The 26,836-nt window shown below is 63.8% G+C and carries 24 protein-coding genes, 1 tRNA gene and 1 other RNA gene; 15 read left to right on the forward strand and 11 right to left on the reverse strand.

Annotated features, from left to right (window positions below; genetic code table 11):
* Positions 1-50: 50 nt before the first annotated feature.
* Together EDD25_RS00310 and EDD25_RS00315 are read left to right on the forward strand one after the other, a co-directional pair.
* The gene (locus tag EDD25_RS00310) at positions 51-572 is read left to right on the forward strand and encodes a DUF3145 domain-containing protein (RefSeq protein ID WP_134171504.1); all 522 of its coding nucleotides are present in this window, start codon (positions 51-53) and stop codon (positions 570-572) included.
* Between the two features lie 30 nt (positions 573-602).
* Positions 603-1,016, forward strand: coding sequence for an ankyrin repeat domain-containing protein (locus EDD25_RS00315; RefSeq protein ID WP_134171505.1), 414 nt, complete (start codon positions 603-605; stop codon positions 1,014-1,016).
* Here EDD25_RS00315 and EDD25_RS00320 read toward each other — a convergent pair.
* The 6 genes from EDD25_RS00320 to aceE all read right to left on the reverse strand — a co-directional run bounded on the left by EDD25_RS00320 (position 1,013) and on the right by aceE (position 8,734).
* Complete coding sequence (locus tag EDD25_RS00320) at positions 1,013-2,248, reverse strand: beta-ketoacyl-[acyl-carrier-protein] synthase family protein (protein ID WP_134171506.1); 1,236 nt, start codon at positions 2,246-2,248, stop codon at positions 1,013-1,015. The genes EDD25_RS00315 and EDD25_RS00320 overlap by 4 nt on opposite strands.
* Before the next feature lie 146 nt (positions 2,249-2,394).
* On the reverse strand, positions 2,395-2,643 hold the full coding sequence (locus tag EDD25_RS00325; protein WP_134171507.1) for an acyl carrier protein: 249 nt from the start codon (positions 2,641-2,643) through the stop codon (positions 2,395-2,397).
* 95 nt (positions 2,644-2,738) lie between these two features.
* Positions 2,739-3,743 carry a beta-ketoacyl-ACP synthase III gene (locus tag EDD25_RS00330; RefSeq protein ID WP_134171508.1) on the reverse strand — a complete coding sequence of 335 codons (1,005 nt, stop codon included), beginning with the start codon at positions 3,741-3,743 and terminating at the stop codon, positions 2,739-2,741.
* 37 nt (positions 3,744-3,780) lie between these two features.
* Positions 3,781-4,701, reverse strand: a complete 921-nt coding sequence (locus EDD25_RS00335; protein WP_134171509.1) for an ACP S-malonyltransferase — start codon at positions 4,699-4,701, stop codon at positions 3,781-3,783.
* Between the two features lie 94 nt (positions 4,702-4,795).
* Positions 4,796-6,001 (reverse strand): PucR family transcriptional regulator, encoded by a 1,206-nt coding sequence (locus EDD25_RS00340; RefSeq protein WP_134171510.1) that lies wholly within the window; start codon positions 5,999-6,001, stop codon positions 4,796-4,798.
* Positions 6,002-6,007: 6 nt separating this feature from the next.
* Positions 6,008-8,734: a pyruvate dehydrogenase (acetyl-transferring), homodimeric type gene (aceE, locus tag EDD25_RS00345; RefSeq protein ID WP_134171511.1), complete on the reverse strand. Its 2,727-nt coding sequence runs from the start codon at positions 8,732-8,734 to the stop codon at positions 6,008-6,010.
* Positions 8,735-8,968: 234 nt separating this feature from the next.
* On the opposite strand from aceE, the gene EDD25_RS00350 reads away from it, so the two are divergent.
* The 4 genes from EDD25_RS00350 (at position 8,969) to EDD25_RS00365 (ending at position 11,266) form a co-directional block, all read left to right on the forward strand.
* Complete coding sequence (locus EDD25_RS00350; protein ID WP_134171512.1) at positions 8,969-9,436, forward strand: peroxiredoxin; 468 nt, start codon at positions 8,969-8,971, stop codon at positions 9,434-9,436.
* A gap of 67 nt (positions 9,437-9,503) precedes the next feature.
* A tRNA-Val gene (locus EDD25_RS00355) sits at positions 9,504-9,576 on the forward strand.
* 440 nt (positions 9,577-10,016) lie between these two features.
* On the forward strand, positions 10,017-10,289 hold the full coding sequence (locus EDD25_RS00360) for a hypothetical protein (protein ID WP_422386816.1): 273 nt from the start codon (positions 10,017-10,019) through the stop codon (positions 10,287-10,289).
* A 2-nt stretch (positions 10,290-10,291) separates the two neighbouring features.
* Positions 10,292-11,266 carry an FHA domain-containing protein gene (locus EDD25_RS00365; protein WP_241986631.1) on the forward strand — a complete coding sequence of 325 codons (975 nt, stop codon included), beginning with the start codon at positions 10,292-10,294 and terminating at the stop codon, positions 11,264-11,266.
* A gap of 285 nt (positions 11,267-11,551) precedes the next feature.
* On the opposite strand, the gene EDD25_RS00370 is transcribed toward EDD25_RS00365, so the two are convergent.
* On the reverse strand, positions 11,552-13,108 hold the full coding sequence (locus tag EDD25_RS00370) for an IS1182 family transposase (RefSeq protein ID WP_134171513.1): 1,557 nt from the start codon (positions 13,106-13,108) through the stop codon (positions 11,552-11,554).
* A gap of 794 nt (positions 13,109-13,902) precedes the next feature.
* Between EDD25_RS00370 and EDD25_RS00375 the strand changes: the two genes are divergently transcribed.
* From EDD25_RS00375 to rnpB, 6 genes are all read left to right on the forward strand, one after another.
* A complete protein-coding gene (locus EDD25_RS00375; RefSeq protein ID WP_134171514.1) occupies positions 13,903-14,604 on the forward strand; it encodes a GAF and ANTAR domain-containing protein in 702 nt (233 codons plus the stop codon).
* A gap of 12 nt (positions 14,605-14,616) precedes the next feature.
* Positions 14,617-15,351 carry a GAF and ANTAR domain-containing protein gene (locus tag EDD25_RS00380; protein WP_134171515.1) on the forward strand — a complete coding sequence of 245 codons (735 nt, stop codon included), beginning with the start codon at positions 14,617-14,619 and terminating at the stop codon, positions 15,349-15,351.
* Between the two features lie 132 nt (positions 15,352-15,483).
* The gene (locus tag EDD25_RS00385; RefSeq protein ID WP_134171516.1) at positions 15,484-15,819 is read left to right on the forward strand and encodes a hypothetical protein; all 336 of its coding nucleotides are present in this window, start codon (positions 15,484-15,486) and stop codon (positions 15,817-15,819) included.
* Between the two features lie 109 nt (positions 15,820-15,928).
* A complete protein-coding gene (locus EDD25_RS00390; RefSeq protein ID WP_134171517.1) occupies positions 15,929-16,750 on the forward strand; it encodes a Nif3-like dinuclear metal center hexameric protein in 822 nt (273 codons plus the stop codon).
* Between the two features lie 58 nt (positions 16,751-16,808).
* Entirely contained in the window at positions 16,809-17,546 is a 738-nt protein-coding gene (locus EDD25_RS00395; protein WP_134171518.1) for a zinc ribbon domain-containing protein, read from the forward strand.
* Between the two features lie 34 nt (positions 17,547-17,580).
* An RNA gene (gene rnpB, locus EDD25_RS00400) (RNase P RNA component class A) lies at positions 17,581-17,970 on the forward strand.
* A gap of 54 nt (positions 17,971-18,024) precedes the next feature.
* On the opposite strand, the gene EDD25_RS00405 is transcribed toward rnpB, so the two are convergent.
* Genes EDD25_RS00405 through map form a run of 3 tightly spaced genes read right to left on the reverse strand, consistent with a single transcriptional unit; the run spans position 18,025 to position 21,099 of the window.
* Positions 18,025-19,455, reverse strand: coding sequence for a serine hydrolase domain-containing protein (locus EDD25_RS00405; RefSeq protein ID WP_134171519.1), 1,431 nt, complete (start codon positions 19,453-19,455; stop codon positions 18,025-18,027).
* Between the two features lie 2 nt (positions 19,456-19,457).
* Positions 19,458-20,216 (reverse strand): polyphosphate--glucose phosphotransferase, encoded by a 759-nt coding sequence (ppgK, locus tag EDD25_RS00410; protein WP_134171520.1) that lies wholly within the window; start codon positions 20,214-20,216, stop codon positions 19,458-19,460.
* A gap of 16 nt (positions 20,217-20,232) precedes the next feature.
* Positions 20,233-21,099, reverse strand: a complete 867-nt coding sequence (map, locus tag EDD25_RS00415; protein WP_134171521.1) for a type I methionyl aminopeptidase — start codon at positions 21,097-21,099, stop codon at positions 20,233-20,235.
* Between map and EDD25_RS00420 the strand changes: the two genes are divergently transcribed.
* A complete protein-coding gene (locus EDD25_RS00420) occupies positions 21,100-21,300 on the forward strand; it encodes an SPOR domain-containing protein (protein ID WP_134171522.1) in 201 nt (66 codons plus the stop codon). It abuts the gene before it with no gap.
* A gap of 115 nt (positions 21,301-21,415) precedes the next feature.
* On the opposite strand, the gene panB is transcribed toward EDD25_RS00420, so the two are convergent.
* Positions 21,416-22,303 (reverse strand): 3-methyl-2-oxobutanoate hydroxymethyltransferase, encoded by an 888-nt coding sequence (gene panB / locus EDD25_RS00425; RefSeq protein WP_134171523.1) that lies wholly within the window; start codon positions 22,301-22,303, stop codon positions 21,416-21,418.
* Between the two features lie 71 nt (positions 22,304-22,374).
* On the opposite strand from panB, the gene EDD25_RS00430 reads away from it, so the two are divergent.
* Together EDD25_RS00430 and EDD25_RS00435 are read left to right on the forward strand one after the other, a co-directional pair.
* Positions 22,375-23,712, forward strand: a complete 1,338-nt coding sequence (locus EDD25_RS00430) for a glutamine synthetase family protein (protein WP_134171524.1) — start codon at positions 22,375-22,377, stop codon at positions 23,710-23,712.
* Positions 23,713-23,730: 18 nt separating this feature from the next.
* Positions 23,731-26,781 carry a bifunctional [glutamine synthetase] adenylyltransferase/[glutamine synthetase]-adenylyl-L-tyrosine phosphorylase gene (locus tag EDD25_RS00435; protein ID WP_134171525.1) on the forward strand — a complete coding sequence of 1,017 codons (3,051 nt, stop codon included), beginning with the start codon at positions 23,731-23,733 and terminating at the stop codon, positions 26,779-26,781.
* The last annotated feature ends 55 nt before the right edge of the window (positions 26,782-26,836 follow it).

A 26,836-nucleotide genomic window follows, 5' to 3' on the forward strand; every position in this document is an offset into this window, starting at 1 on the left:
CGTTCAGAGGTCGTTGGGGAAGACGCACCTCACAGGAACGGAGAGAAAAGATGACTGCTACACAAACCCGTCGGGCAACCGCCGCGCGGGGTGTGCTTTACGTACACTCCTCACCCCGCGCACTGTGCCCACATGTCGAATGGGCCGCGGGTCGAGCCCTTGGAGAGGCTGTGAACTTTGACTGGGCCGACCAGCCCGTTCTCAAGGGTGCCCAGCGCGCCGAATTCTACTGGGAGGGCGAACGTGGCACCGGGGCGGCCCTCGCCTCTGCCCTTCGAGGTTGGGAGCATCTCCGATTCGAGGTCACCGAAGATGCCGGTCTCGGGACCGATGGCGGTCGCTGGCTGAATACGCCGGACCTTGGCATCTTTTACGCCCAGACGGACACCGTCGGCAACCTGGTAATCCCCGAGGACCGCATTCGGTATGCCATGGAAGCGGCGGGACCCAACGTCCTTGAACTGCATCGGGAACTGCGGTTAGCACTGGGGCAGGCTTGGGACGATGAGCTTGAACCCTTCCGACACGCAAGCGACGCGAATTCCGTCGTCTGGCTGCACAAGGTTGGCTGATCGGGGGATAGGCCCGGCTACCCTTGATGCATGACTAAAGAACAGCTGCCCGCTCTGCCCGACGACGTCCTCGCTTTCGCCGAGACCGTCTTCGACCTGGCCCGTGAAGGCAACGCCGGCCAACTCGTCGCGCTCATTTCGCAAGGAGTCCCCGTCGACCTCACCAATGCCCGGGGCGACAGCCTGCTTATCCTGGCGGCATACCACCAGCACATCGAAGCAGTGAATGCGCTGGTTCGCCTCGGTGCCGATACCGCACGGGTGAACGACAACGGCCAGACCGCTCTCGTCGCGGCCGTGTTCCGTAACAACACGACCATAACCCTAGCCCTGCTCGCTGCGGGTGCAGACCCGGAACTGGGCGCGCATCCGGCCCTCGCTGTTGCGTGCCAGTTCGGCCTGGCCGATATGGAACAGCTGCTCAGTTCAGCGTCGAAACCCTAAACGGAACGGAAGGCTACGACGGCGTTATGGCCACCGAACCCAAAGGAGTTGCTCAGAGCAAGCAGGTCTCCGGCCGGCAGCGCTCGCGGCTTGGTCACGACGTCGAGTGGGATCGCCGGGTCCTGGTCCACGAGGTTGATCGTGGGGGGAGCGGTGCGCTCCGACAACGCCTTTACGGTGAAGAATGCTTCGAGTGCGCCGGCCCCGCCCAAAAGATGTCCGGTGGATGCCTTTGTCGCGGAGACGGGAATGCCGTCGAGCAAGTCGCCGAAGACACGACGGAGCGCCTTGTACTCGGCTATATCACCGACGGGAGTGCTGGTGGCGTGTGCATTGATGTGCGCCACGTCCGACAGCTGCGCACCGGCCCGCTCCACCGTTGAAATCATCGCTCGAGCGGCAGCGGAGCCTTCCGGATCCGGTGCCGTGATGTGGTACGCGTCGCTGTTCACTGCGCCCCCGACGAGCTCGGCGTAAATGTGAGCGCCGCGCGCCTTGGCGTGCGCCTCGGTCTCGACGACCAGGGCCGCAGCACCCTCCCCGAGGACGAAGCCGTCTCGGGACACGTCATACGGGCGGCTCGCTATGGCCGGGGCATCATTACGGGTGGAGAGCGCGTGCATTGCGGCAAACGCGGCAATCGGCAACGGATGGATGGCGGCTTCCGAGCCGCCGGCGATGACGACGTCGGCGAGGCCGGCCTGCAGCCGGTTGTAGGCGTTGACGAGAGCTTCGGTGCTCGACGCGCAGGCCGATACCACCGTGGTGATTCCGGCACGGGCGTGCAGGTCCATGCCCACGGCAGCTCCGGGACCGTTCGGCATGAGCATCGGCACGGTCATGGGCAGCACGCGCCGAGGACCGCGTTCACGCAGGGTGTCCCAGGCATCGAGCAGGGTCCAGACCCCGCCGATTCCTGTCGCCCAGTCGACGGCGACGCGATCGGGCTCGACGTCGGGGGAGCCCGCGTCTGCCCACGCCTCGCGGCCTGCGATGAGCGCGAACTGACTCGACGGGTCGAGTCGTTTGACTTCGAAGCGCTCAAGAACCGTGCTCGAGTGCACTTTGGCCTGCGCCGCAAAGGTCACGGGAATCTGCGTTTCGGCGACCCATCCGTGTTCGAGAGGGGTGGCGCCTGATTCTCCGGCGAGCAGTGCAGTCCAGGTGTCCGGCGCGTTGCCGCCAAGCGGCGTGGTCGCACCGATTCCGGTGATAACGATTTTCTTGGTCATAAGTCAACTCTCCATGAACGACAAACTTGAGGGCCGGAGGCAATTCACGGGCGCACGAGCACCAGCGATCACGACGGGTCCATTGTCACAACCCAGTGAGCAGGCCGGCCGATGCGGTTCGGCCGGCCTGTTCGCAGGCTGGTGTTCTAGTCCTGGGCCTTCACAATGAAGTCGACGGCGTCGCCAACGGACTTGAGGTTCTTGACCTCTTCGTCGGGGATCTTCACATCGAATTTCTCTTCTGCGTTGACGACGATGGTCATCATCGAGATCGAGTCGATGTCGAGGTCATCGGTGAATGACTTGCCGAGCTCAACCGTGTCGGTTGCGATTCCGGTCTCGTCGTTGATGAGCTCGGCCAGGCCGGCAAGAACTTCTTCGGTAGACAATGCCATTATATTTTCTCCTTGGGGGGTTGACTCGGTTGACCGAGACCTAGTTTAGAGGGGTGGTGAGCAAGAGCCGCGCAGCGAGGGTCGAGCGGCGTGGCCTAAGGAAGGACAACTACCTGGGCGCCGAACACGAGACCAGCTCCAAAACCGATCTGGAGGGCGAGGCCGCCGCTAAGTTCCGGGTGCTCCTCGAGCAGTCGGTGCGTGGCCAGGGGGATCGACGCTGACGAGGTGTTTCCCGTTGTCGCGACGTCGCGGGCGATCACGACGGATTCCGGCAGCTTGAGCTGCTTGGCGAACTCGTCGATGACACGCATGTTGGCCTGATGCGGAATGAAGGCGTCGAGCTGGTCGCTCGTGATGCCGGCAACTTCCAGGGCCTGCTTCGCGACCTTCGCCATGTCCCACACCGCCCAGCGGAAGACGGCCGGACCTTCCTGGCGCAGGGTAGGCCATTCCGCCTCGCCTCGACGGTATTCCTGGAGCGTGGCGTTGGTCGAAATCGTGTCGGCCTTCGACCCGTCGGATCCCCACACCGTGGTGGAAATCCCAGCGAACTCGCTCGGGCCGATGACGACCGCGCCGGCGCCGTCACCGAGAAGGAAGGAGATGCTGCGGTCTGTGGGATCGACCAGGTCGGACAGCTTCTCCGCACCGATGACGAGGGCGTAGTGTGCTGCTCCTGCGCGGATAAGAGCGTCGGCCTGGGCGATCGCATAGGCGTAACCAGCGCAGGCCGCGTTGACGTCATACGCCGCGGCAGGATTGGCGCCGACTCTGTCGGCGACAATGGCCGAGACGGAGGGTGTTTGACGACCGTTGCTGATGGTGGCCACGATGACAGCGTCGATCAGGGCCGGGTCGATCCCGCTCCGCTCGATGGCTTCGCGAGCAGCATCCGTTGCCATGTCGACAGTCTCAACGTCGCGGCTGGCCCGGGAGCGGGTGATGATTCCCGTGCGCTGCTGAATCCATTCGTCGGACGAATCGATGGCCTCGATGAGTTCATCGTTGGCGACGACGCGATCGCCGCGCGCGGCACCGACCGAGAGGATGCGGGTGTACTTCGGTCCCTGGGACTGCTGAAGCGTTGGCTTGCTCATTCATCTCTCTCTAACTCGCGGCTGCGTGAAGCGCGATTCATGACTGCTGATCGATCAGGTCGAATGCGGCGGTGAGGTCATCCGGCGTCTTGATCGCGACACTGGGAATGCCCTTGAGACCTCGTTTTGCGAGCCCGACCAGGGCACCGGCCGGCGCAACCTCAATGATGCCGGTGACACCGTCAGCGGCAAAGGATTGCATGCACAGATCCCACCGTACCGGCGAGGACACCTGCCCCACGAGCAACTCCACAAAACGAGGGCCGTCGGTGATCGGGGCGCCATCGTTGTTGGACCAGATGGGGAGTGTCGGGGTGTTCGCCTGCACGGTCTGTGCAACATCGACAAGGCGAGTGCGTGCCGGGCTCATGTACCGGGTGTGGAATGCCCCGGCGACCTGGAGCGGAATGACCCTGGCCCGAGCAGGGGGAGCTTCGGAAAGCGCGGCGAGTGCCGGGAGAGCGCCCGCAACGACGATCTGACCGGCCCCATTGAAATTCGCTGGTTCAAGGTCCAGCGCGGCGAGGAGCGCAAGCAGTTCGGTTTCGTCGGCACCGATAACGGCGCTCATCCCGGTGGGTTCGAGTGCGGCCGCGGACTGCATGGCGAGCCCGCGTTCGCGAACGAAACGGAGAGCATCCGTGGAACTGAGGATGCCGGCTCCAGCGGCTGCGGTGATTTCGCCCACTGAATGACCGGCAATGCCCGAGATGCGTTCGCGTCGGCCGTCGGCCAGGAGGGCGTTCAACGTGAGCAGTCCCGCAGCGACGATGAGTGGTTGGGCGATGGCGGTGTCGCGAATAACGTCCGCCGTGCTTGTCGTTCCGTGCGCGAGCAAATTGATGCCCACCGCCTCGGACATCGCATCAAGATCGGCTTCGAAACCGGGAATGGACAGCCACGGCGTGAGGAATCCGGGGGTTTGGGAGCCCTGACCTGGGCAGACGACAACAATCACGTACTTAGTCTTCCAATCTCGAGTCAACAACGAGCGTACATATTGTATGAAGAATGTAGGAAACCTTTGTGCGATACCGCAAAAAAGTTGTCAGCTAGCGACGGCGTGAGGAGCCGTCGTGGTCGCTGATGGATCCAAGAATGAGTGCCGCCTGCAAAATCAGTGCCTCCCGGGCCCCGGTCGCGTCGTAGCCGATGACCTCCGACACGCGCTTAAGGCGATAGCGCACCGTATTCGGATGCACAAAAAGCTCTCGTGCCGTTGCTTCCAGGGAACGACCATTGTCGAGGTAACACCACAAGGTGGTCAACAATTCGGTTGAGTGGGCCTGGAGCGGACGATAGATGCGATGGATGAGAGTGGCCCGGGCCAGGGGGTCCGCGGCCAGCGCCCGCTCGGGGAGCAGGTCGTCGGCCCGCACCGGACGCGGCGCGTTCCGCCAGGACCGTGCAACGGCGAACCCGGCCAGGGCCGCTTTCGCGCTCTTGGACGCGTCGACCAGATTGGGAACTTCGTGACCGAGCACGAGGTGGCCGGCGCCGAAACTCGGCTCCAGTTGCACCGCGATCTCCATGAACGTCAGCGCCGCTGCCGTGCCAACGGTGTCATCGGTCTCAACCGGCGTGGGGCGGGCACGACCGATCACGAGCACCAGGCGGTTTCCTTGTACTCCGATGAGCACATCAGCGGCCATGTGTCGTGCCGAGCGACGAAGCTGGTCGACATCGAGCATCTTCGGCGTGGTGCCGACGAGAACGCAGACTTCACCGTGCCCGTGCCAGCCGAGAGCGGCGATCCGACTCGGCAGCTCGTCATCGTATTCTCCGCTGAGGATCGAGTCGACGACCAGGGCCTCAAGGCGCGCGTCCCAAAGCCCCCGGGCCTCGGCGGCCCGGGCGTAGACATCCGCTGATCCGAAGGCAATTTCGCGAGAGTAGAGCAGGATCGCCTCGCGGAGCAGCTCGCCGCCGTCCTTGACGCGTTCCTCGACAACTTCCACCGTCACCCTGATCAGCTGAAGTGTTTGCTGCAGGCTGACCGAGCGGAGCAATTCGCGCGGTGCGGCACCAAAAACGTCAGCCGCGATCCACGGAGTGGAGCGCGGGTCCTCGAACCAGGAGATGAACGATGTGATCCCTGCCTGGGCCACGAGGCCCACGGCCGACCGCCGCCCTGGTGGCATGTCGCCGTACCAGGGCAGCGTGTCCTCGAGACGCTTGAGCGTCGCCGTGGACAACTCACCCGAAATCGTTCGGAGCCAGTTGAGTGTCTGTTCTTTCGTTTTGGGCGCCGGTGCCACTGTATTTTAGCTCTCGCCACCGGCAGAGCCGGTGGTGCCGGCCGTCACGTCGTGCAGCTGATACTTCTCGATGGCCTGGCTGACGATGCTCCGGTCGATCTCACCACGGCGAACGAGCAGCTCGAGGGTGCGCACGACCATCGACGGGCTGTCGATTTTGAAGAAGCGTCGTGCGGCCGGACGAGTGTCCGAGAAGCCGAAGCTATCCGCGCCGAGTGTCGCGAAGTCACCCGGTACGAACTGACGGATCTGGTCGGGCACGGCGTGCATGAAGTCGGACACGGCAATGAACGGGCCCGTTGCCCCGGCGAGCTTTGACGTGACGTACGGCGTGCGCTGACCGGCGTCCGGGTTGAGGAAGTTGTGCTCCTCCACCGCAAGCCCGTCTCGGCGCAATTCGTTCCACGACGTGACGGACCAGACATCGGCGGAAATGCCCCAGTCGTCGGCAAGGAGCTGCTGTGCCTCGAGCGCCCATGGAACGGCGACTCCCGATGCCAGCAGCTGCGCCTTCGGGCCGGCCGCAGCGGATGCGCTCACTCGGTGAATTCCGCGAAGGATGCCCTCGACGTCCACGTCCTCCGGTTCGACCGGCTGCACGGCCGGCTCGTTGTAGACGGTGATGTAATACATGACGTTGGGGTCGGTGTGGGTGCCGCCGTACATGCGCTCGAGGCCGTCCCGAACAATGTGCCCCATCTCGTAGCCGTACGCGGGGTCATAGGACACGACCGCCGGGTTTGTGGAGGCCAGCAGGGGCGAATGGCCGTCAGCGTGCTGCAGGCCTTCCCCGGTGAGCGTGGTGCGACCTGCGGTCGCGCCAATGATGAAACCACGGGCCATCATATCCCCGGCGGCCCAGAAGGCGTCCCCGGTGCGCTGGAATCCGAACATGGAGTAGAAGACGTAGACCGGGATGAGCGGCTCGCCCTGCGTGGAATAGGAGGTTCCCACGTTGGTGAATGCGGCGGCGGCCCCGGCCTCGTTGATTCCAACGTGAAGGATCTGGCCCTGCGGGCTCTCCTTGTAAGCGAGGAGCTGCGCGTGGTCCACGGACGTGTAATGCTGGCCGTTGGGGTTGTAGATCTTGGCGTTGGGGAAGAAGGCGTCGATGCCGAAGGTGCGGGCCTCGTCGGGAATGATCGGAACGATCCGGTTGCCGAAGTCCGGCGACCGCAGGAGCTCCTTGAGCAGGCGAACGAACGACATGGTCGTTGCAATCTCCTGCGTGCCGGAACCCTTCTTGGCGATGGCGTACGTCTTGTCGCTCGGGAGGTTGAGTTTCGTGTGCTTGGTACGGCGCTCGGGCAGGTAGCCGCCGAGCGCGCGTCGGCGCTCGTGCATGTACTGAATGGCCTCGTCGTTTTCGCCGGGTGTGTAGTACGGCGGCAGGTACGGGTCTTTCTCAAGCTGTGCATCCGTGATCGGCACGTGCATGCTGTCGCGGAATGTCTTGAGGTTGTCGAGGGTCATCTTCTTCATCTGGTGGGTCGCGTTGCGGCCCTCGAAGCTCGGACCGAGGCCGTAGCCCTTGATCGTCTTCGCCAGGATGACGGTGGGCTGTCCCTTGTGCTCGGCGGCAGCCTTGAACGCCGCGTAGACCTTGCGATAGTCGTGGCCACCGCGCTTGAGATTCCAGACCTCGTCGTCGGTGTATCCCTCGACCAACTTGAGGGCGCGCGGGTCGCGGCCGAAGAAGTTTTCACGCACGTAGGCGCCGCTCTCGGCCTTGTAGGTCTGGTAGTCACCGTCAGCGGTGACGTTCATCAGGTTGAGCAGGGCTCCGTCGGTGTCGCGCTTGAGGAGTTCGTCCCACTCGCGGCCCCACACGACCTTGATGACGTTCCATCCAGCGCCGCGGAAGAAGCTCTCGAGCTCCTGGATGATCTTGCCGTTGCCTCGGACAGGGCCGTCGAGGCGCTGAAGGTTGCAGTTCACGATGAAGTTCAGGTTATCGAGACCCTCGTTCGCGGCGACCTGCAGCTGGCCGCGGCTCTCGACCTCGTCCATCTCGCCATCGCCGAGGAATGCCCAGACCTGCTGGTCGCTCGCGTCCTTGATGCCCCGGTTGGTGAGATACCGGTTGGCTTGGGCCTGGTAGATGGCGTTGATCGGGCCGAGGCCCATCGAAACCGTGGGGAACTGCCAGAACTCCGGCATCAGCCGGGGGTGCGGGTAGGACGAAATGCCGTTCGGTGCGTGTGACTTCTCCTGGCGGAACCCGTCGAGCTGCTCGGTCGTGAGGCGGCCCTCGAGGAAGGCTCGGGCGTACGTACCGGGGGACGCGTGTCCCTGGATGAAGATCTGATCGCCACCGCCGGGGTGATCCTGGCCGCGGAAGAAGTGGTTGAAGCCGACCTCATACAGGGCCGCAGATGAGGCGTAGGTCGAAATGTGGCCGCCAACGGCGATTCCGGGGCGCTGCGCGCGGTGAACGAGAACTGCAGCATTCCAGCGAATCCACGCACGGTAGCGTCGCTCAATGTCTTCGTCGCCCGGGAATTCGGGTTCGTTCTCCGGGGCGATCGTGTTGATGTAATCCGTCGTAGGAACCATCGGAACGTTGAGGTGCAGTTCCTTCGAGCGCTTCAGCAGGCTGAGCATGATTTCGCGGGCGCGCTCGTGGCCGTGTACGGCGACGAGTGAATCCAGCGATTCCGACCACTCCATCGTTTCTTCCGGATCGGAATCGGCGTTGTTCGTTGAGTACGGGTCCTGGTCGTTGACCGTCACAGTCGACCTCTCTCTGTTATTCACACGGCACTGACTTCCACAGCGCGGTTGTTCTAGCCGAGCTGTCGGCAGGTCGTAACTAATTAGGCATGCCAGCAGAGGACGGGTCGGATTGCGACCATCGGCACCCCGCAAGCCTACAGATTCTCTCCGCGCTATGCGCGCGAGACACACGCGGGGTTAGGCTGATGGACTGTTGTATCGCGAACCTTCGCGGCGGAAAGGAAACGCACTATGGCTCTGGAGAATGACACCCAGGCACCGGACTTCGAACTCGTCAATCAATTCGGCGAACATGTTCAGTTGAGCCAGTTCCGCGGGTCAAAGTCCGTGGCGCTGGTTTTCTTTCCGCTCGCCTTTTCCGGGATCTGCAGCAATGAGCTGTGCGAACTTCGCGACAATCTCCAGCTTTTTTCCGACGGCGCCGTCGAACTCATTGGCATATCCGTTGATTCGAAGCATGCCCTGCGAGTTTGGGGCGAGCAGGAGGGGTACGCGTTCAACCTGCTGTCCGACTTCTGGCCCCATGGCGGCGTTGCCAAGGAATACGGTGTGTTTCTCGAGGCCAAGGGCTTCGCCAACCGTGCGACCTTCCTCATCGACCAGGGTGGAATCATCCGTGCAAGTTTCATCACCGCGCCCGGTGAGGCGCGCTCCATGGACGCCTACAGGGCGGCGCTCGACGAGCTTCAGCCGGCGTAGCGGCGAACATGGCGTTCTGGAGCAGGTAGAGTAGAAACATCCTGCTCGTGAGCAACACGCAGTGCAGGGGCCTTTAGCTCAGTTGGTAGAGCGCCACGTTTACACCGTGGATGTCATCGGTTCGAGCCCGGTAGGGCCCACACTATAAAAACCTTGATCAGCTCGGGTTTTCGGCTTCGATGCGGCCCTTGGGTTCGTGGCAAGCGGCTCTCGTGTTCGCCGACGTCCGCGTCGGACCGGCCAGCGGTCGGGATCAGTCGTTCATGACGGCAAGGGACCAGCGCCAGCCGGCCTGCCCGCGGAGCCCGGCCTTCGGGTGTCTTCTCCCACCGGGCGTGCGCGCAGCCAGCGGAACCAAAATAGGCGAGCAGGTCGACGACGCAATGGATGCGTCTGGCATTCTGTCAATCAGGAGCCGCGGTGTCGAATAGTTCCTTCCCCTTTTGGCGCCATCCCCCTTGGACACTCACAACTAGGTAACTAAGATAGGTAAATCTCCAGAGCGCGAATATGTGCCCACGAGGCCGGTGCACCTGCCGGGACCCGCACCATCCTGTTTGCGAGCGAAAAGGAACCTATCGTGACTGAACGACAGACATACCTGGGCAATGTGGAGAGCACCCCTGACGTCGAGGAACACACCATCAAGGACTGGACCGATCTCGGCCAGGAAATGTGGTCCTATCTCACGGGCAAGGGCGCAGCCATCAATTACAGCTTTATCGACATGATGGTCGAGGTTCCCCGCGATATCGGCCCCGACGCCCCGCGCGCGGTGTGGAAGCTCAACGGCACCCTGCGCGTCACGACGAGTGACGAGCAATCCCTCGGCTCTGACCCTTTCCGGAGCTGACCGTGAGCTCCTCGGTGAGCTCACCAGCGACGGGTTCGAAGACGGCGCAATCCGCCGTGAAGCTGCACATTGATCTCGCCTTTTCCCTGGTTGAACCGTCGGCCGCCCTCGGTGCTTTGAGCACGGAGTCGACTGGAGCGGAGTTCGGCGATTCATTCGGGGCAGCGGATGTCATGCACGGCACGGTGACCGCCAATGGAACGGAAATCACGGTCTTCACGAGCAACCCCGAAATGTTCGTGCAGGGGCGTGCGCTCAATCTGGAACCGCTGCGCACGCTGGCCGCCGAACTGGCGTCCCGCGGTCTGACCATGGCGATCATCGGCTCTGCAGGGCTGATCGCGCGAATCGGCGACGTGCAGGCGTCCGTAACGCAACGCATGGTGACGCGTTCGCCGCACATTGTTCTCGGGTCACGAAACGCGCTGGGACCACTAGTTCAGGCACGAATGCGGGGGCAGGCACGCATGCCGGTGGCCATTCCGCTTCCGCCGCCAACGCTGTTTCCGATCGCGCCGACCTTCGACCGTCGCAGCCGTCGTAGGGTGACGACGACCCATTACACGCCGGGAAGCGGGCGTCCCCGTCTCATCTTCGTCGTGGGGTCGGAGAACTGGAATGGGCAGATGCCCCGGGAATTCGACCTGCTGCCGGGCACCACGACGATCGGTTCCTCCGCCGATGCCGACCTGCAATTGCCCGGATTGGAACCCGTGCACGCCGAGATTCGCCACGATAACAACGACGAGTACCGGTTATTTGCCGTCGGTGACGTCGCCGGCAGCTCCCGGCCGCACGAGGAAGGCCGCAGCATGGGAGACGGTCAAATTCTGCGCACCGGCTCACGGCTGGAGATGGGCCCGTGGCGGATGGGCTACTTTCGGGAGGAGTTCGCCGACCATGGCCGCCCGTTCGGCGGACGCGTGGGCGGTGAGCTGGCTTACCAGAAGCCCCAGGCGCCCAGGCCGCGGGCCTGATCCGTGAGGGTGCCGCACTCCGGTGTGGCATCCTCTCCGGAGCATGCCCGGCCTCCCAGCGTGGAGGGCGTGTCTTGGTGACGGTGCTTCCGGCCTAGGACGCTGCTGATTTAGGGGTTGTGGGGAGGCCTGGCGAGTCGTGAGAGCGATTTTTGGCCTGTGTATTTCATGGTGACGCCTCTCATTTCTCGTTTTTGTGGTGGTGTTGATCTTCGCGTGCGGGGCGGTTACGGTCTCTGATGGCCGTCTGCGGCCGGCGGCCGTGGGTGGCCGTCTTCCGGGGTGTTATCCCATGGCCCAGATCCCGCTCTGGCGGGTGAGGCCGAGGTTCAGGAGCCGTTTAAGGTTGATTCCGGCCGCCCGATTCACCCACCACGCGTTGTTCTTCACGACGCCTCGGTAAGGGACGCGGCGGGACTTGCGTGTCATCCAGGCGATGGAGCGTTCAACCATCGGCCGGTGTTGTCGATAATCGGCTTGGAAGAGCGGATCCTGAGCCCGGACACGGTGCTCCCGGCGTATGGCGTCATGCTCACGGAGCAGCATTTTCTTGCCGCTCTTCGCCGTCGTGCACTGCGTCATGAGGGGGCAGGTGGCGCAGGAACTACCAAAACTTGCGCGCCCCGCAGCACTGAGTGGGCGGGTCTGACCCGCTGGGCAGGTGACCGTGTTCGTGGTCTCGTCGATAGTGAAATCATCGACGGTGAAGCCGCCGGGAATCGCCCGTCCCAGCGGCGGTGGTTTGATGATCGCGGTGTGACCGGCGGCGGTGATCGCGGCGAGAAGCTCACCACTGCCATAAGCAGAATCGCCCAGAACATCGACGTTCTGGGCGCCGATGCTCGTGTCTTTGGTGACTAGTTCCATGCCGCGGGCCGCGTCGCTGTTGGCCAAACCAGCCGCCTTGGTCAGGATCGCCGCGGTCACCAGGCCCGTGTCCGGTTCGATGATGATGTGGCTTTTGAAGCCGTCGACTTTCTTCTGGCGGCTCTTGTGCGCGTGACGGGCATCAAGATCAACGGTGGAAATGACCCGGTCCGGGGCGACCCGCCGTGCAATTTTCCACCGCCCCTCCGTTTCATGCGACCCGTCCGCCGGCTCAACGTCCTGCCCGGCGACCAACGCGAGCAGGGCGACGGTTTCCTGCTGCGCGTCGGTGAGAACCGTCGGGTCAATGCCGGCCAGCAAGGACAGGGCATCGGTGACGAGCGCGGACACGAGGTCGTCGCGAGCGGCTCGGTCATCCCACGCGATATCCGGTTTCCCTGGCTTCGCGTAATCGTGACCGGTCAACGCGGACACGAGCACATCCGCGCCGGGAATCTCCCGGCCCACCCGGCGGATCTGCGCAACGAGCTGTGTGACGGTGTCCTGACGCGCGACAGCGTCCTCCAAAATTGTGGAGTCCAACGCACGTCGCTTCCGACCCGATAACGCCCCGGACTGCTCGATAACCTCGGTCACTGCCTCAAAAATACGGTGGGGGCGCGTGCTGTTCGCGAGGCGGCGGCGCCAATACGTGAGGACCGTCGGATGAAACGACGCGTCCGTCAACGCGAACCCGCAGGCCGCTTTCCACCGCAAGTCGAACGTGACCGCCTCGGCCGTTTCCCGATCCGAGAGGCTATGCAACGTCTGCAACACCATCACCGACGCGATCACATCAACTGGAGTGGACGGGCGCCCCCGACCGGACGGAAACAAATCCTCGAACGCGTCATCGGGGAACAACTCGTGCCGATGATCGGCGAGGAACTTGAACACGGAACCCGCTGGAAGCATATGCCCCGCCATCGACTCGACATCCAAAAGCTGACGTTGACCATCATCACGACCCTGCATGAATCAAGTCTTAATCATCGGCCCGCAAACCCGAGCAGGCGCGCCTTAATACCCCAGATTAATCAGCAGCGTCCTAGGGCTCTCCCCGGCGCCTGGACGACGGGAGATTGTTGAGGAGCGACCGGCAATGGAGCGCAGAACACCGAACATGACTCGCGTCCAGGCCGGTCACACTCCACGGGGTGTCGCCCGGGGTGTCGCGCTGGAAAAGCACGATCGTTCTGGTCTGGTCTGGTCTGGTCTGGTCTGGTCTGCGTCCTGTTCTGGTCCGAAAGCCTCGCGTTCACCGTGCCGTTCGTGATCGGCCCGTCGCTGGCACTGCTGTGGACGGCGATCGCTCAGGCGGCTCCAGCGGATCGCAGCCGCGCTCTGCACGTCACGTGGGGAACCGTGATCGGCACTTCGCTCGCTGCAGCGATCGCACTGATTCGGTATCCGTCAGTAGCGACCACAACCCGCGGCCCCTCGCCCGCTGGATCGTAATTGCGGAGAGGGCGGGGCATCGTGACTGTATGGTTACAATAAGCAAGAAAGAGCCCCTGCTCACCTGTTAGTGAGGTGTTGGTGCACGGTGCGAAAGTGTGAGACACCGCGGAAACAAAAGCAAGTCAGCGCAAAGGGGACCCCACCACGAACCGCGTATTCTTGGGAATTCTTGCCAAAATCTGGGTGGGCCTACCGGTCACACCTGCGGCTATCATCGGTTCGAGCCCGGTAGGGCCCACACCATAATTGCCCGGCATGTAGCGCTGGTAGCGGGAAGCAAGCGTGAGGCACGATGCCCAGGAGGCGCCATGGCGAGTAGGCATGTGTTCGGGCAGGCCGTCGCGGAGCTGACGGTTGCCCACGAACGGCAGACCAGCCTTTGTACGCCGTTCCTCAACGTCATCCCGGCCGATAGTGCTGTCATCTCGACATTCGGCTCCGCATTCGACGTCGCAACGGTATGCGCGAGTGACCCGCGGGCCGCTCGCTTCGACGAGATGCAATTCGATCTGGGCGAGGGTCCGGGTTGGACCTCCCTCAACACGAGGGCTCCCGTGGCCGTGCACGATCTGCAATCCCCGGCTAATTCTCTGTGGCCAGCACTTCTGAAGGCCGTAGACGCCGACGGCGTGCGCGGTGTCAGCGCCTTTCCACTGATGCTCGGCTCGCTCCTGATAGGTGCGGTGGGACTGTATACGTGGAGGCCGGGCACTCTGACCGAACCCGAAAAGATCGATGCGGGGATGCTCGCGAGTATCGTTGCCAGGCAAGTGTTGCGGCGTTCGCTGGCAGCACAGCCATCAAAGACTGGCGCAGGGGATAATGGAAGTCATTCGCGACGCGTCGTGCACCAGGCGACTGGGATGGTTTTGGCTCAGCTCAACCTCTCAGCCGCCGACGCGCTGCTGATTATTCACGGTCACGCCTTTTCGAACGGTCGTACGGTTCGCGAAGTCGCCGCCGATGTTGTGGCACGGCGACTGGATCTCTCGTCGATGCTGGATTCGTAAGATTGGAATATCGTGCCTCAGACGCGTGAAGGTCAGCTCTTGGAGACCTTTGTAACCCTCGCTGACACCCTCGTGGCCGACTACGACGTTGTCGACCTGCTGTGTACCCTCGTGGACAAATGCGCGGATCTGCTCGACGCCGCGGCGGCTGGCATCATCCTGTCGGACGGTGACGGTGACGGTGACGGTGACGGTGACGGTGAACTCGAGGTCGTCGCTTCCACGAACGAGCGAAGCCGACTCGTGGAGATCCTGCAGTTACGGGCAGGGAGCGGTCCCTGTGTCGAGAGTTTCACAACCGGTCGGGCCGTCGCCGTTCCGGACATCGGCGATGTCGGTGGAAAGTGGCCTCGATTCAGTGCGGGAGCCCTGGAGCAGGGTTTCGCTTCAATGCACGCGGTCCCGCTGCGACTGCGCCAAGCGACCATCGGTTCGCTCAACCTGTTCTGGGATCGCACCGGGGGCCTGAGCCAGGCTGACACGGAGACCGTGCAGGCCCTCGCGGATGTCGCGACCATCGGTATCCTGCAGGAACGTGCCATACGGGAGCGTGATGTTGTGCGCCAGCAGCTCCAGCACGCACTCAATAGCCGGATCCTGATCGAGCAGGCAAAAGGTGTCCTCGCCTACACGTATGACATCCACATGGGTGATGCTTTTGCATTGATCAGGGATTATGCAAGAAAGCACTCCATGCCTCTGGCCGCCGTCGCCGAGCGGATCGTGCAGCGAGAACTGTCGTTGTAACCGCAGGTTCGTCTTGCGGGAAATTCTCGGTTGCGGGAATTTCTGAGGCGAATTACGGGCCGTCAGAGTACACTGACAATGCCACCCCAGACCCCGGTAGCGCACTCATTTGTGAGCTTTCGAGGGAAAACGATGAAGCACATATACTATCCGGGCGGTTCAGTCGTGACGGGCAGCCAATTGGCGGACGCGCTCATGCTCTACGCCGAGGCTCTCTGCAATCGTCGTCAAGTCGACGTTGTGGATATTCCGGTGGCCGGCTCAAGTGGGGAGTTCCTTCGCGCACAGTTCCTGATTGGCACAGCGAGTCAACTCGTCAGCGTCGGCGCGGAGCCGCACGCAGCCGAACTGGTTGAGCCGGAAACGCTGGATTTCCTTCACCGCAAGGCGCAACCCGGCGCGATGATCCCCGCAGCCTGGACCCGGGAGGAAGTTGCCGCAGCGCAATTCGACGACTTCGATTACTAGTCGAATGTGACCACGACGGACGCGGACGAGTCCCTCTTGCCCTCACGACGACATGCCGCGGGGTGACCGACGCCAGGCCGCGAAGGCCCTGCCACGGTAGGCTGGCCGTGTGCCTTTCTCGCTCGCCGATGTCAATCGAGTCGCCCACGAACTGTGGCCGCTCTCTGGAGCCGAAGCGTGGGACGCCCCTGGGCTTGTCACGGGGGACCTCTCCCGGGAGGTCGCCTCGATTCATCTCGCCGTCGATGCTGTCGCGGAGACCGTTGACGAAGCGTGTGATGGAGCGGCGGACCTGCTGCTCGTGCATCACCCGTTGCTCTTGCGCGGCGTGACGTCCATCGCCGAGGACCGGTACAAGGGAGCCCTGCTGAGCCGTCTGATCCGCGCGAATTGTGCGCTGTTGGCCGTGCACACAAACGCCGACATCGTTCGCGCCGGGGTCTCCGATACTCTGGCGACGAGACTCGGGTTGCGCAACGCTCGGCCCATTGTCGAGGGCGCCACGCCCGACGTTGGACTCGGGCGTGTGGGTGAGCTGAGTGAGGCGGTGACCCTCGGGCATTTGGCCCACCTTCTGAGTGATCTCCTTCCGGCTACGGCCTCCGGAGTTCGAGTGGCCGGTGACTACGCGGCCATGGTAAAACGCGTGTCCCTGTGTGGGGGAGCGGGGGATTCCCTGCTGCGTGAACCCGCCGTGGTTGATTCAGACGTGTACATCACCTCGGATCTCCGTCACCACCCGGCCTCTGAGGCCCGCGAGCAGTCGCATCTCACGGGTGGCACGCCGGCCCTCATCGACGTGTCGCACTGGGCGAGCGAATGGCTGTGGCTCGACGGTGCGGCGGAACAACTGCGCGCTGAGTTGCCGGGCGTGCGTGTGACCGTCAGCGATCTGCGCACTGACCCCTGGGATTTCGTCATCATGCATTGACGCTCCCCAAAAGACTTTTCTACTACCCATAAACTCCACATAAGCAAAGGTCAGACACGTGAAGTCAACTCCCCTCCAGCAGAAGGAGCTTCTCCGGCTCCAGGCCCTCGACACCAAGGTGCTCCAGGTCACCCACCAGACAACGGCGCTGCCCCAAAACGCTGAAGTGCTCAGCCTCAAGCGAGAAGCGGATGCCGTCCGCGCCAGGCTGACGACCGAGGGCGGCGCCCTCGACGACGTGCGAACCGAACTCGGGCGGATCGAATCTGACGTCGCCGTCGTGGAAAAGCGAATTGCGCGGGACACCGATCGTGTGCAGCACACCTCATCGATCAAGGACGTCCACGCGCTCGAAACGGAACTCACCGCGCTGCGCAAGCGGCTGTTTGACCTCGAAGAGATCGAGATCGCCGTGATGGAACGCCTCGAGGAACATGAGGCAGCCGTTGCCGTGGTTGTCGCGGAGCGCGAAGCCGTGGCTGAGCGCATGGCCGTCGCGGAGTCGGCGCGGGACGAACTGCTCGTCGATCTGGAGCGTCAGCTCGGCGAGCTCCGGCGCGACCGCTTGACCGTGGCAGGGACGATTGACGAAGAATTGGTTGCGCTCTACGAGAAGCGACGCGTCGCCGGGCGAGGCAACGCCGCGGCGCTGCTGCGTGCCCGCACCTGCAGCGGCTGCACCATGACGCTCACGGGCAATGACCTGGCCGAGGTTCGCCAGGCCGCCGCAGACGAGGTCATCTTCTGCCCCGATTGCGGTGCAATTCTGGTACGGACGGAAGAGTCCGGCATCTAGGAGCGGCCAGGGGCTGTAGGCTTGACTACCGGAATGGGTCGGCAAGACGGTCGCGTCGTTCATGGGTTTCTGGGACGTGTCCCAGAGCCCTGCACGCCGAGGAACGTCCGGGCTCCACAGAGCAGGACGGTGGGTAACACCCACCCGGGGTAACCCGCGAGACAGTGCCACAGAAAGTAGACCGCCACCGGCTTCGGCCGGGGGTAAGGGTGAAACGGTGGTGTAAGAGACCACCAGAGGTCAGGGTGACCTGGTCGGCTAGGTAAACCTCGTCCGGAGCAAGGTTAGACAGAAAGCGCTAAGGCGGCTCGCCGAGCTTTCGGGTAGACCGCTAGAGGGCTGCGGCAACGTAGTCCCAAGATAGATGGCCGTCCACGGTGCCTCGGCACCAGGACAGAACCCGGCGTAATAGCCGGCCCATTCCACACCACACCACCGCATGCGGCGAATAAGGCCCCGTGAGTGCACTCGCCACGGGTCAGCGCGGCTGCACGAGATCGGCCGCGATCGTGAGCGTCTGCACACGTGGGGGATGCTCCGGGGTCAGCCGAATTTCCACCCGCAACCGGCCCGCGCGCCCGGGAACATGCCACACGAGGTGAGCGGGGCCGTTCGAAAGCTCACCGGCGTCCAGAACGCGACCCGGATCATCCGTTGATGAGGGTGCCGGATCGAGGCCCCCGACGCGCTCCACGGCCCGTGCAAGCGCCGCCTGTCTCCGATCAAAGTAGTCGTCGAGCGCCACATTGGGGGCGAAGATCGCGCGCGCGGAGTCGTCGGACCACTGTCGGATCAGGTCGTTCAGGCTGCGCTGAGCGGCCCGGGTGGCGGGGAGTACCGTCACGGGTGGCGGCGTTGCTGCGGCGTGGAGCAGGTCGAAGGCCTGCGTTGTGGCCACGGACAACCGCGAGTGTGTTGCATTGCCAAATGCCACGATCCCGTGGCCTCCTGTAGTCGACCACCGCATGTGCGCGGAGAAGCCGGGATAACCACCGGAGTGCGACACGACGGTGCCCGTGCGCGCATACTGTTCGACGAAGAGGCCGAAGCCGTAGCCGGTCGGATGCTGGGGGAGCGTGGGGACGAAACGGTACGCCTGCTGCATCTCGCGTCTGCTCGCGCGAGATAGCGGCGAATTCGGCTCCTCGACGCCCGTGGCGTCGTGTGCCGCGGCGAGCCAGGCTGCCCAGCGGCTGAGGTCGGTGACGGTGCTGAAGAGTCCGCCAATGGGGGAGAAGGCTCCCGGCGAGGAGAACGGCAGCGCGTGCCAGTCGGTGTCCAGCCAGCGGGTCCCGACGGCGACCCCACCGCTCGCCGACACGGACGCGTCCCATCCCGTTCCGGTCAGGCGAAGCGGCTCGAGAAAGAGTTCGTTCACAACATCGCGGTAGCCGCGGCCGCTCGCCTGCTCGATGACTCGCCCCAACAGCGCGAATCCGAGGTTGGAATAGGCAAAGCGAGTGCCGGGAATCGACTCAAACGTGAGGCCGCGCTGAAGCAGGGAGTCGAACGCCTCGACGCTCAGGGCTTCCTGCCGGTCCGCCCAGGGGTCGTCGGTGGGCAACCCCGCCGACATGGTGAGGAGCATACGCACGGTGGGTACGGGAGCGTCGACGCTCGGCAGCGGCACGCACGCGAACGCCGGCACGAAACGTGTCACGGGATCGTCGAGGCTCAGCTTTCCGGCGTCGCGCAGCGCGAGCACCGTGGCGGCGGTGAAGCTCTTGGTGCACGAGGCGATGCGGTAGGCGGTGTTGGAACCGGGAACGGTCCCGTCCTGGCCCAGGCCAGCCGATCCGAAGCGCACGAGCCCGCTTCGATCGAATGTTCCCCACGCCAGGCTTGGCGCGGAACCCCGAGCGTGATGCTCGGCGAAGACCTCGTCAACCTCGTCGTACACCGCGGGCATGTCTAGTCCTGGAATTTCACCGCGAGCGCGGCGGCTCCGAGGATGCCGGCGTTGTTACGGTGCACGGCCGGAATAATCCGCGTCTTCAGCTGCAGGAGCGGCAGGAAATGCTCATGGTGCTTGGAGACCCCGCCTCCGACGATGAACAGGTCGGGGGAGAAGAGCATCTCGAGCGTGGAGTAGTACTTCTGCAGGCGCGACGCCCACTTGTCCCAGCTCAGACCGTCGCGTTCCTTCGCTGAATACGCCGCCTTGGTCTCGTAGTCCTTGCCGTCGATCTGCAGGTGCCCGAGTTCCGTGTTGGGCACGAGAACCCCGTCATTGAGCAGCGCCGTACCGATTCCGGTGCCGAGTGTGGTCAGGAGAACAACGCCGGGCACGTTGCGGGCCGCACCGAATTGGGCTTCGGCATAACCGGCAGCATCCGCGTCGTTGACGAAGTGAATCGGGAGCTTGAGCGTCTTTTCGAAGAGCGCCTCAGCGGCCAGTCCGATCCACTTGTCGGACACGTTTGCCGCCGACATCGTGTGACCATTCTTGATAACGGCGGGGAAGCAGATCCCGACCGGCAGGTCATCTGTTCCGTTCGACACCTGCGCCAGCAGCTGCTTGGTGGTGTCGATGATGTCTTGGGGGCGTCCGCCCTTGGGCGTGGGCAATTTGACCCGGTCTGACAAGAGGGCACCGGTCGCCAGATCGACGATGGCCCCTTTGATGCCGGTTCCGCCGATGTCGATGCCGATGGCCGTCGTTGAGCTCATGGTTAAAACCTACCGGTTACGGGAGAGTGAGGATCTCGGCGCCACGCTCGGTCACCACGAGCGTGTGCTCGAACTGGGCCGTGATACTGCGGTCCTTGGTGAGAACGGTCCAGTCATCGTTCCACATGTCCCAGTCGGCGGATCCGCCGAGGGTCAGCATCGGCTCGATCGTGAAGACCATGCCCACCTCCATGACGGTGTCGTACTGGGGAGCGTCGTAGTGGGGGATGATCAGGCCGGAGTGGAATGCCGCACCCACGCCGTGGCCGGTGTAGTCGCGAACGACGCCGTAGTTGAAGCGCTTGGCGTAAGACTCGATGGCCCGGCCGATGACGTTGACCTGGCGTCCGGGTGCGACCGCCTTGATTCCGCGATTGAGGGCCTCACGGGTGCGGTCGACCAGCAGGGTCACTGCCTCGCTCGCTTCGCCAACAACGAACGTGACGTTGGTGTCACCGTGCATACCGTTCTTGAAAGCGGTGATGTCGATGTTGACGATGTCACCGTTCTCGAGCACGGTGTCGTCGGGGATACCATGGCAGATGACCTCGTTCACCGAGCTGCAGAGGGACTTCGGGTACCCGCGGTAGCCGAGTGTCGAGGGATACGCATCGTGGGCAATGATGTACTCGTGCCCGATGGCGTCGAGTTCTTCCGTTGTGACACCGGGGCGGATGGCCCTTCCCACGGCCTCGATGGCGCGGGCCGCGATCAGGCCGGATTCGCGGATGAGTGCGATCTGCTCGGTCGAGTAGACATCTGACCCGGTGAAGGGGGTCGGAGCCTTCTTGCCCACGTATTCGGGGCGCGCAATGTGGGAGGGGACGGAGCGCATCGACGACACGCTTCCAGGGACGAGGTGACCGGTTGAATCCTTAGGCATATGATCAACCTTATGGCCGAGGACACCGAAAACCAGTACTGGTACAACATGCGCACCGGGGCCGTCGAGAAGGGGGTCCAATCGCCCTCCCTCGACAGGGTCGGACCGTTTGCCACTCACGACGAGGCGACCCACGCCCTCGAGAAGCTGCGCGCGAACAGCGCGAAGTGGTCAGAGGACGACGCGCGGGACGCCCGCTGACTGTTGTTCCCCCGTCGCTAGCGCAGAAGAGCGTAAGTACGGAGCTTTTCGCGACGCCGTCACCCCAGGCAGCACAAGGTGCGTGTCGCGAGTATCTCCGAGGTTAGTGCGGTGGCTACTCGTAGTTGTGCTCAGGGGCGGGGTACGCGCCCGAGTTGACGTCATCGCGAAAATTGTGGACGGCATCCGTGAGCACCTGACGCAGATTCGCGTATTGCCGCACGAAGCGGGGGACCCGGCCCTCGGTCATGCCGGCGAAATCTGTCCAGACGAGCAGCTGTCCGTCCACCGACGGCCCGGCACCAACGCCGATTGTCGGGATTTCGAGCGCCGCCGTCACCTGTGCGGCCACGGACCCCGGTACCATTTCGAGCACGACGGCGAAGGCGCCCGCCTCCTGCACCGCGAGGGCGTCGTCGATCAGGTTCTTCGCGGCGTCGCCGCGCCCCTGGATGATGTGGCCGCCGAGGCCGTGTTCGCTCTGCGGTGTGAAACCCACGTGGCCCATCACTGGGATGCCGGCCGAGACGATGCGTTTGATCTGCTTGTGACTTCGAACGCCGCCCTCAAGTTTCACGGCGTGAGCCTGCGCCTCTTTCATGAAGCGCACGGCCGTGGAGAGCGCCTGGTCGGCGCCGCTCTCATAGGAGCCGAACGGCATGTCGGCGACCACCAGCGCACGCGTCACCGCCCTGGCCACGGCGCGCGTGAGCGGAATGAGTTCGTCAACGGTCACCGGAAGGGTGGTCTCGTAGCCGAAGACGTTATTGCCCGCCGAATCACCCACGAGCAGAAAATCAATGCCAGCCTGATCGAATATCTGGGCCGTGAGCATGTCATAGCTCGTAAGCCCCGTGATCGGGATCCCCTCACGCTTGGCATTGTGGAAATGACGGGTGCGAACCCGTTTGGGGCCGTCGGGGGCATGCCCATACGGGTGCTGTTCGGGCGCGGGGAGTGACGAGTCTGGCGCAGTTGAGTCTGGCGCGGTCGATTCTGACATGCCACAAGTGTAGCCAAGCCATCAATCCGGGCGCCAAGACAGTACCCTAGTAAGGAACCAGAAGGGGCTGAATGGACAAGCAGCGCGATTTCGTTCTCCGTACCATCGAGGAGCGAGGAATCAAGTTCGTTCGACTATGGTTCACCGACGTCGTTGGCACCCTGAAGTCGGTGGCCATCGCACCCGCCGAGGTTGAGGGCGCCTTCAACGAGGGCCTGGGTTTTGACGGCTCCGCCATCGAGGGTCTCACCCGGTCGTTCGAAGCGGATGTGCTCGCTCACCCGGACCCCACCACGTTCCAGATCCTGCCGTGGCGCGGGGAAGTCGACCCGACCGCACGCATGTTCTGCGACATCACGACGCCCGACGGCCAGCCCGCCGTCGCCGATCCGCGCAACGTGCTCAAGCGCACCCTCGCGAAAGCGGCCGATCGTGGCTTCACCTTCTACACGCACCCCGAGATTGAGTTCTACCTGCTCAAGTCCTCAAAGTACGGAAAGAACGGTCCCACACCAGTCGATTCTGCCGGATACTTCGACAATGTTCCCGGCGGCACGGCCCACGACTTCCGCCGTCGGTCCGTGCGCATGCTCGAAGACCTCGGCATCTCCGTGGAATTCAGCCACCACGAGGCCGGCCCCGGCCAGAACGAGATCGACCTGCGGTATGCCGACGCGCTGACCACGGCCGACAACATCATGACCTTCCGCACCGTCGTGAAGGAGGTGGCCATCGAGCAGGGCGTCTACGCGACGTTCATGCCCAAGCCAATGTCCGAGCACCCCGGTTCCGGAATGCACACCCATATGTCGCTTTTCGAGGGCGACACGAACGCTTTCTACGAGGCCGGAGCCCAATACCAGCTCTCCAAGATCGGTCGTCAATTCATTGCCGGGCTGCTCAAGCACGCCCCGGAAATCACCGCCGTCACAAACCAGTTTGTGAACTCCTACAAGCGACTCTGGGGCGGCGACGAAGCCCCGAGTTTCGTGTGCTGGGGTCACAACAACCGGTCAGCCCTCATCCGTGTTCCGCTCTACAAGCCGAACAAGGGACAGAGCGCCCGGGTCGAATACCGTGCGATCGACTCCGCGGCCAACCCCTACCTCGCGTACTCGCTCATGCTCGCTGCCGGCCTCAAGGGCATTGAAGAGGGCTACGAGCTGCCGGCGGAGGCCGAAGATAACGTGTGGAGCCTCAGCGACACCGAGCGGCGTGCGCTCGGCTACACACAGTTGCCCGCCAGCCTCGACCATGCCATCCAGTTCATGGAGGACTCCGAACTGGTAGCGGAAACGCTCGGGGAGCAGGTCTTCAACTTCGTTCTGCTGAACAAGCGGAAGGAATGGAAGGACTACCGGTCCCAGGTCACCCCGTTCGAGCTGCGCAAAAACCTCGAAATGCTCTAGGAACCGGGGAACCGGGTAATGACGCGCGAACCTCTAACCCTGACCGGGCTGGCCAGGGTGGGCTTCGTCAACCTTGGTGAGGTTCGTTTGCGCCTCACGGAGGTCGGCGAACTCGGCGGGCCCGACAGCAGCGACCTCCTTCCGCTGCTGTCCCGCGCCGCGAATCCGGATGCGGCGCTCGGCGCGCTCGTCGAACTGCTCCGGCAGGACTCGGCGGAGATCTTTGCCATTCTGTCCAGTACGGATGCCGCCCAGCGCCTCATTCGGGTGCTGGGCGCCTCAAGCGGCCTTGCCGAGTTCTTCCTGCGGCACCCCGACGAACTGCCGGTGCTCGCGGCCCCGTTACTGGCGCTGCCCACCGTGGACGAGCTGACTCGTGACCTGCTGGAGTCCGTGGGGGCCGTCGGCGGTTTCTCGACCCTCGTCGACGATGCCGCGTGGGCTGCGTTGCGCGTGCGGTATCGCAGACGACTGGCCGCCGTCGCGGCCTTCGACCTCGAACAGGCTGATCCTGTGGCCGGTGTCGACGGCATCGCCGACGCGCTGGCCGATCTCGCCACCGCCGCTCTCGAGGCAGCGCTGGCGGTTGCGCGCAGCATGTCGAGCGGCGAGGCCGCGGGGCGGGGCGTGTTTCCTCGCGAGCAGGTGCGAGCCACCCGCCTTGCCGTAATCGGCATGGGCAAGGCCGGCGCGCGTGAGCTGAACTACGTGAGTGACGTCGATGTCATATTCGTTGCCGACGGTGATCCGGAGGCCGGCCTCGAATCGACACGGGCCGTGGAGATCGCGATCCGACTGGCCATCCTCATGATGCGCGGAATGAACGAGAGCGCGGTCGAGCCCGAACTGTGGGAGGTGGACCCCAACCTGCGCCCCGAGGGCAAGAGTGGCGCGCTCGTGCGGTCCATTGAATCGCACCTCGCCTACTACGACCGGTGGGCGAAGAGCTGGGAGTTCCAGGCCCTGCTGAAGGCCCGCACCCTTGCCGGCGACCGCGAGCTGGGAACGCGGTACATCGACGCCGTCTCACCCAAGGTGTGGAGCAGCGCAAGCCGCGAGAACTTCGTCGACTCCGTGCAACGGATGCGGGAGCGGGTCACCGATAACATCCCCGACGACGAGGTGAATTTCCAGCTCAAGCTTGGACCCGGCGGTCTCCGAGACATTGAATTCACGGTTCAGCTGCTGCAACTGGTGCACGGCCAGTCCGATCCGGCCGTGCACCAGAGCGGAACGCTGCCGGCGTTGGCCGCCCTCGCGCAGGCCGGTTATGTCGGTCGGGCGGAAGCGGCCGAGTTCGCGCAGGACTACCGGATGCTGCGCCTCATGGAGCATCGCCTGCAGTTGGAGAAGCTGCGTCGCACGCACCTGGTTCCGCGGGACGAAGCGAACCTGCGCGTGCTTGCTCGGGCCACCGGCCTCGCCACCAGCGCGGCGGGGCTGTCCACTCGCTGGGCCGAAATGAAGCAGCGGGTGCGTGGGCTGCACGAGCGGCTCTTCTACCGGCCTCTGCTGAGCGCCGTCGCTGCACTTCCGGCCGAGGGACTCAATCTCACGAACGCGCAGGCGGAGGCCCGCCTCGCCGCGATCGGTTTTCTCAATCCTCGGGGCGCTCTTGCTCACATCGCCGCGCTCTCCGGCGGAGTATCGCGTCGGGCGACGATTCAGCGCCATCTGCTCCCGGTGATGTTGCAGTGGTTTTCCCAGGGCTCGGATCCCGACTACGGACTGCTGGCGTTTCGCCGTTTGAGCGACAACCTGGGGTCCACGTACTGGTTCCTGCGAATGCTCCGCGACTCCTCGGGCGCCGCGGAACGCCTCACCCGGGTGCTATCCGGGTCACGGTACGTGGGGGAGTTGCTTGAGAAGATACCCGAAGCGGTTGCCTGGCTCGAGAACGAAGAAGACCTTCGGCCTCGGCCGCTCACCGCGCTGCTCGACGAGACGCGGGCGGTACTCGCTCGGCACGAGAGCCCGGATGCCGCCGCCTCCATTCTGCGTATGGCACGGCGCCGGGAGCTGCTGCGCCTCGCGGTCGGGTCCATGCTTGGCCGGATCAGCATCGATGAACTCGCCGTCGGACTCACCGACATCACCGCCAATTTCATTCGCGGAGTGATCGCGGCCATTCGCGGTCGAGAGCTCAACGAACCGGGGGTCGGCACCCCTGCCGGGCCGCAGACCCCCGATGGCATCGAGTTCGCGGTGATAGCGATGGGGCGGTTTGGCGGCTCCGAACTCGGTTTCGGTTCAGACGCCGACGTGATGTACGTTTTTCGCAACGGCGAGCTGGAGGGCGAGCCGGCTCATGAGCGGGCGAGGTTCATCGTGAAAGAGCTGAATCGGCTCACGGATGATGATCGTCTGCCTCTTGACCTTGACACCGGCCTGCGACCGGAGGGCAGCAACGGGGCGATTGTCCGGTCCCTCGACTCCTACGCGGCATACTACGGCCGCTGGTCGCTCACCTGGGAGGCGCAGGCGCTCCTGCGTGGCCGTGGCGTTGCAGGCGACCGTGGACTGCAATGCGACTTTGAGCGACTCGCGGATTCCGTGCGGTATCCCAGCGCAATCGCCGAGAAGGAAGTTCGCGAGATCAAACGCATCAAGGCACGCGTCGAGAAGGAGCGCTTGCCTCAGGGTGCAGATTCCAAACGGCATCTCAAACTGGGTCGCGGTTCCCTCAGCGATGTTGAGTGGTTCGTTCAGCTCCTGCAACTGCAGAGTGCAGCGACCGTACCCGGACTACGAACCACGTCCACATTGACGGCGCTCACGGCGGCGATTGAGGCGGGGCTGGTGAGCGCAGCGGAGGCCGAGACTCTGCGATTCGCGTGGCTGTTCGCGTCTCGCGCCCGTTCGGCAATCACGCTGTGGACCAACAAGACCTCCGATGTGCTTCCCGTCGACCGCGCCCAGCTTGAGGGCATCGCGCGGATTCTGGAGTACCCACCGGGCTCTGCAACGGCCCTCGAGGATGATTACCTGTCGGCGACCAGACGTTCCCGATCCGTTTTTGAACGCCTCTTCTACGGTCCTGTGGAGCGCTCGGGCGCCAACGTCGGCTGAGCGCGTGCCGCCCGCGCACTGCATGTCCGGGCGGCTGAGAAGCCTCAGGGCAAAC

Source organism: Cryobacterium psychrophilum, from assembly GCF_004365915.1.
GTDB lineage: Bacteria > Actinomycetota > Actinomycetes > Actinomycetales > Microbacteriaceae > Cryobacterium > Cryobacterium psychrophilum.

Coding starts and splice junctions, on each gene's coding strand:
- EDD25_RS00310 (WP_134171504.1), top strand. CDS start 51: ATGACTGCTACACAAACCCGTCGGGCAACCGCCGCGCGGGGTGTGCTT.
- EDD25_RS00315 (WP_134171505.1), top strand. CDS start 603: ATGACTAAAGAACAGCTGCCCGCTCTGCCCGACGACGTCCTCGCTTTC.
- EDD25_RS00320 (WP_134171506.1), bottom strand. CDS start 2,248: ATGACCAAGAAAATCGTTATCACCGGAATCGGTGCGACCACGCCGCTT.
- EDD25_RS00325 (WP_134171507.1), bottom strand. CDS start 2,643: ATGGCATTGTCTACCGAAGAAGTTCTTGCCGGCCTGGCCGAGCTCATC.
- EDD25_RS00330 (WP_134171508.1), bottom strand. CDS start 3,743: ATGAGCAAGCCAACGCTTCAGCAGTCCCAGGGACCGAAGTACACCCGC.
- EDD25_RS00350 (WP_134171512.1), top strand. CDS start 8,969: ATGGCTCTGGAGAATGACACCCAGGCACCGGACTTCGAACTCGTCAAT.
- EDD25_RS00370 (WP_134171513.1), bottom strand. CDS start 13,108: ATGCAGGGTCGTGATGATGGTCAACGTCAGCTTTTGGATGTCGAGTCG.
- EDD25_RS00375 (WP_134171514.1), top strand. CDS start 13,903: ATGGCGAGTAGGCATGTGTTCGGGCAGGCCGTCGCGGAGCTGACGGTT.
- EDD25_RS00385 (WP_134171516.1), top strand. CDS start 15,484: ATGAAGCACATATACTATCCGGGCGGTTCAGTCGTGACGGGCAGCCAA.
- EDD25_RS00405 (WP_134171519.1), bottom strand. CDS start 19,455: ATGCCCGCGGTGTACGACGAGGTTGACGAGGTCTTCGCCGAGCATCAC.
- ppgK (WP_134171520.1), bottom strand. CDS start 20,216: ATGAGCTCAACGACGGCCATCGGCATCGACATCGGCGGAACCGGCATC.
- map (WP_134171521.1), bottom strand. CDS start 21,099: ATGCCTAAGGATTCAACCGGTCACCTCGTCCCTGGAAGCGTGTCGTCG.
- EDD25_RS00420 (WP_134171522.1), top strand. CDS start 21,100: ATGATCAACCTTATGGCCGAGGACACCGAAAACCAGTACTGGTACAAC.
- panB (WP_134171523.1), bottom strand. CDS start 22,303: ATGTCAGAATCGACCGCGCCAGACTCAACTGCGCCAGACTCGTCACTC.
- EDD25_RS00430 (WP_134171524.1), top strand. CDS start 22,375: ATGGACAAGCAGCGCGATTTCGTTCTCCGTACCATCGAGGAGCGAGGA.
- EDD25_RS00435 (WP_134171525.1), top strand. CDS start 23,731: ATGACGCGCGAACCTCTAACCCTGACCGGGCTGGCCAGGGTGGGCTTC.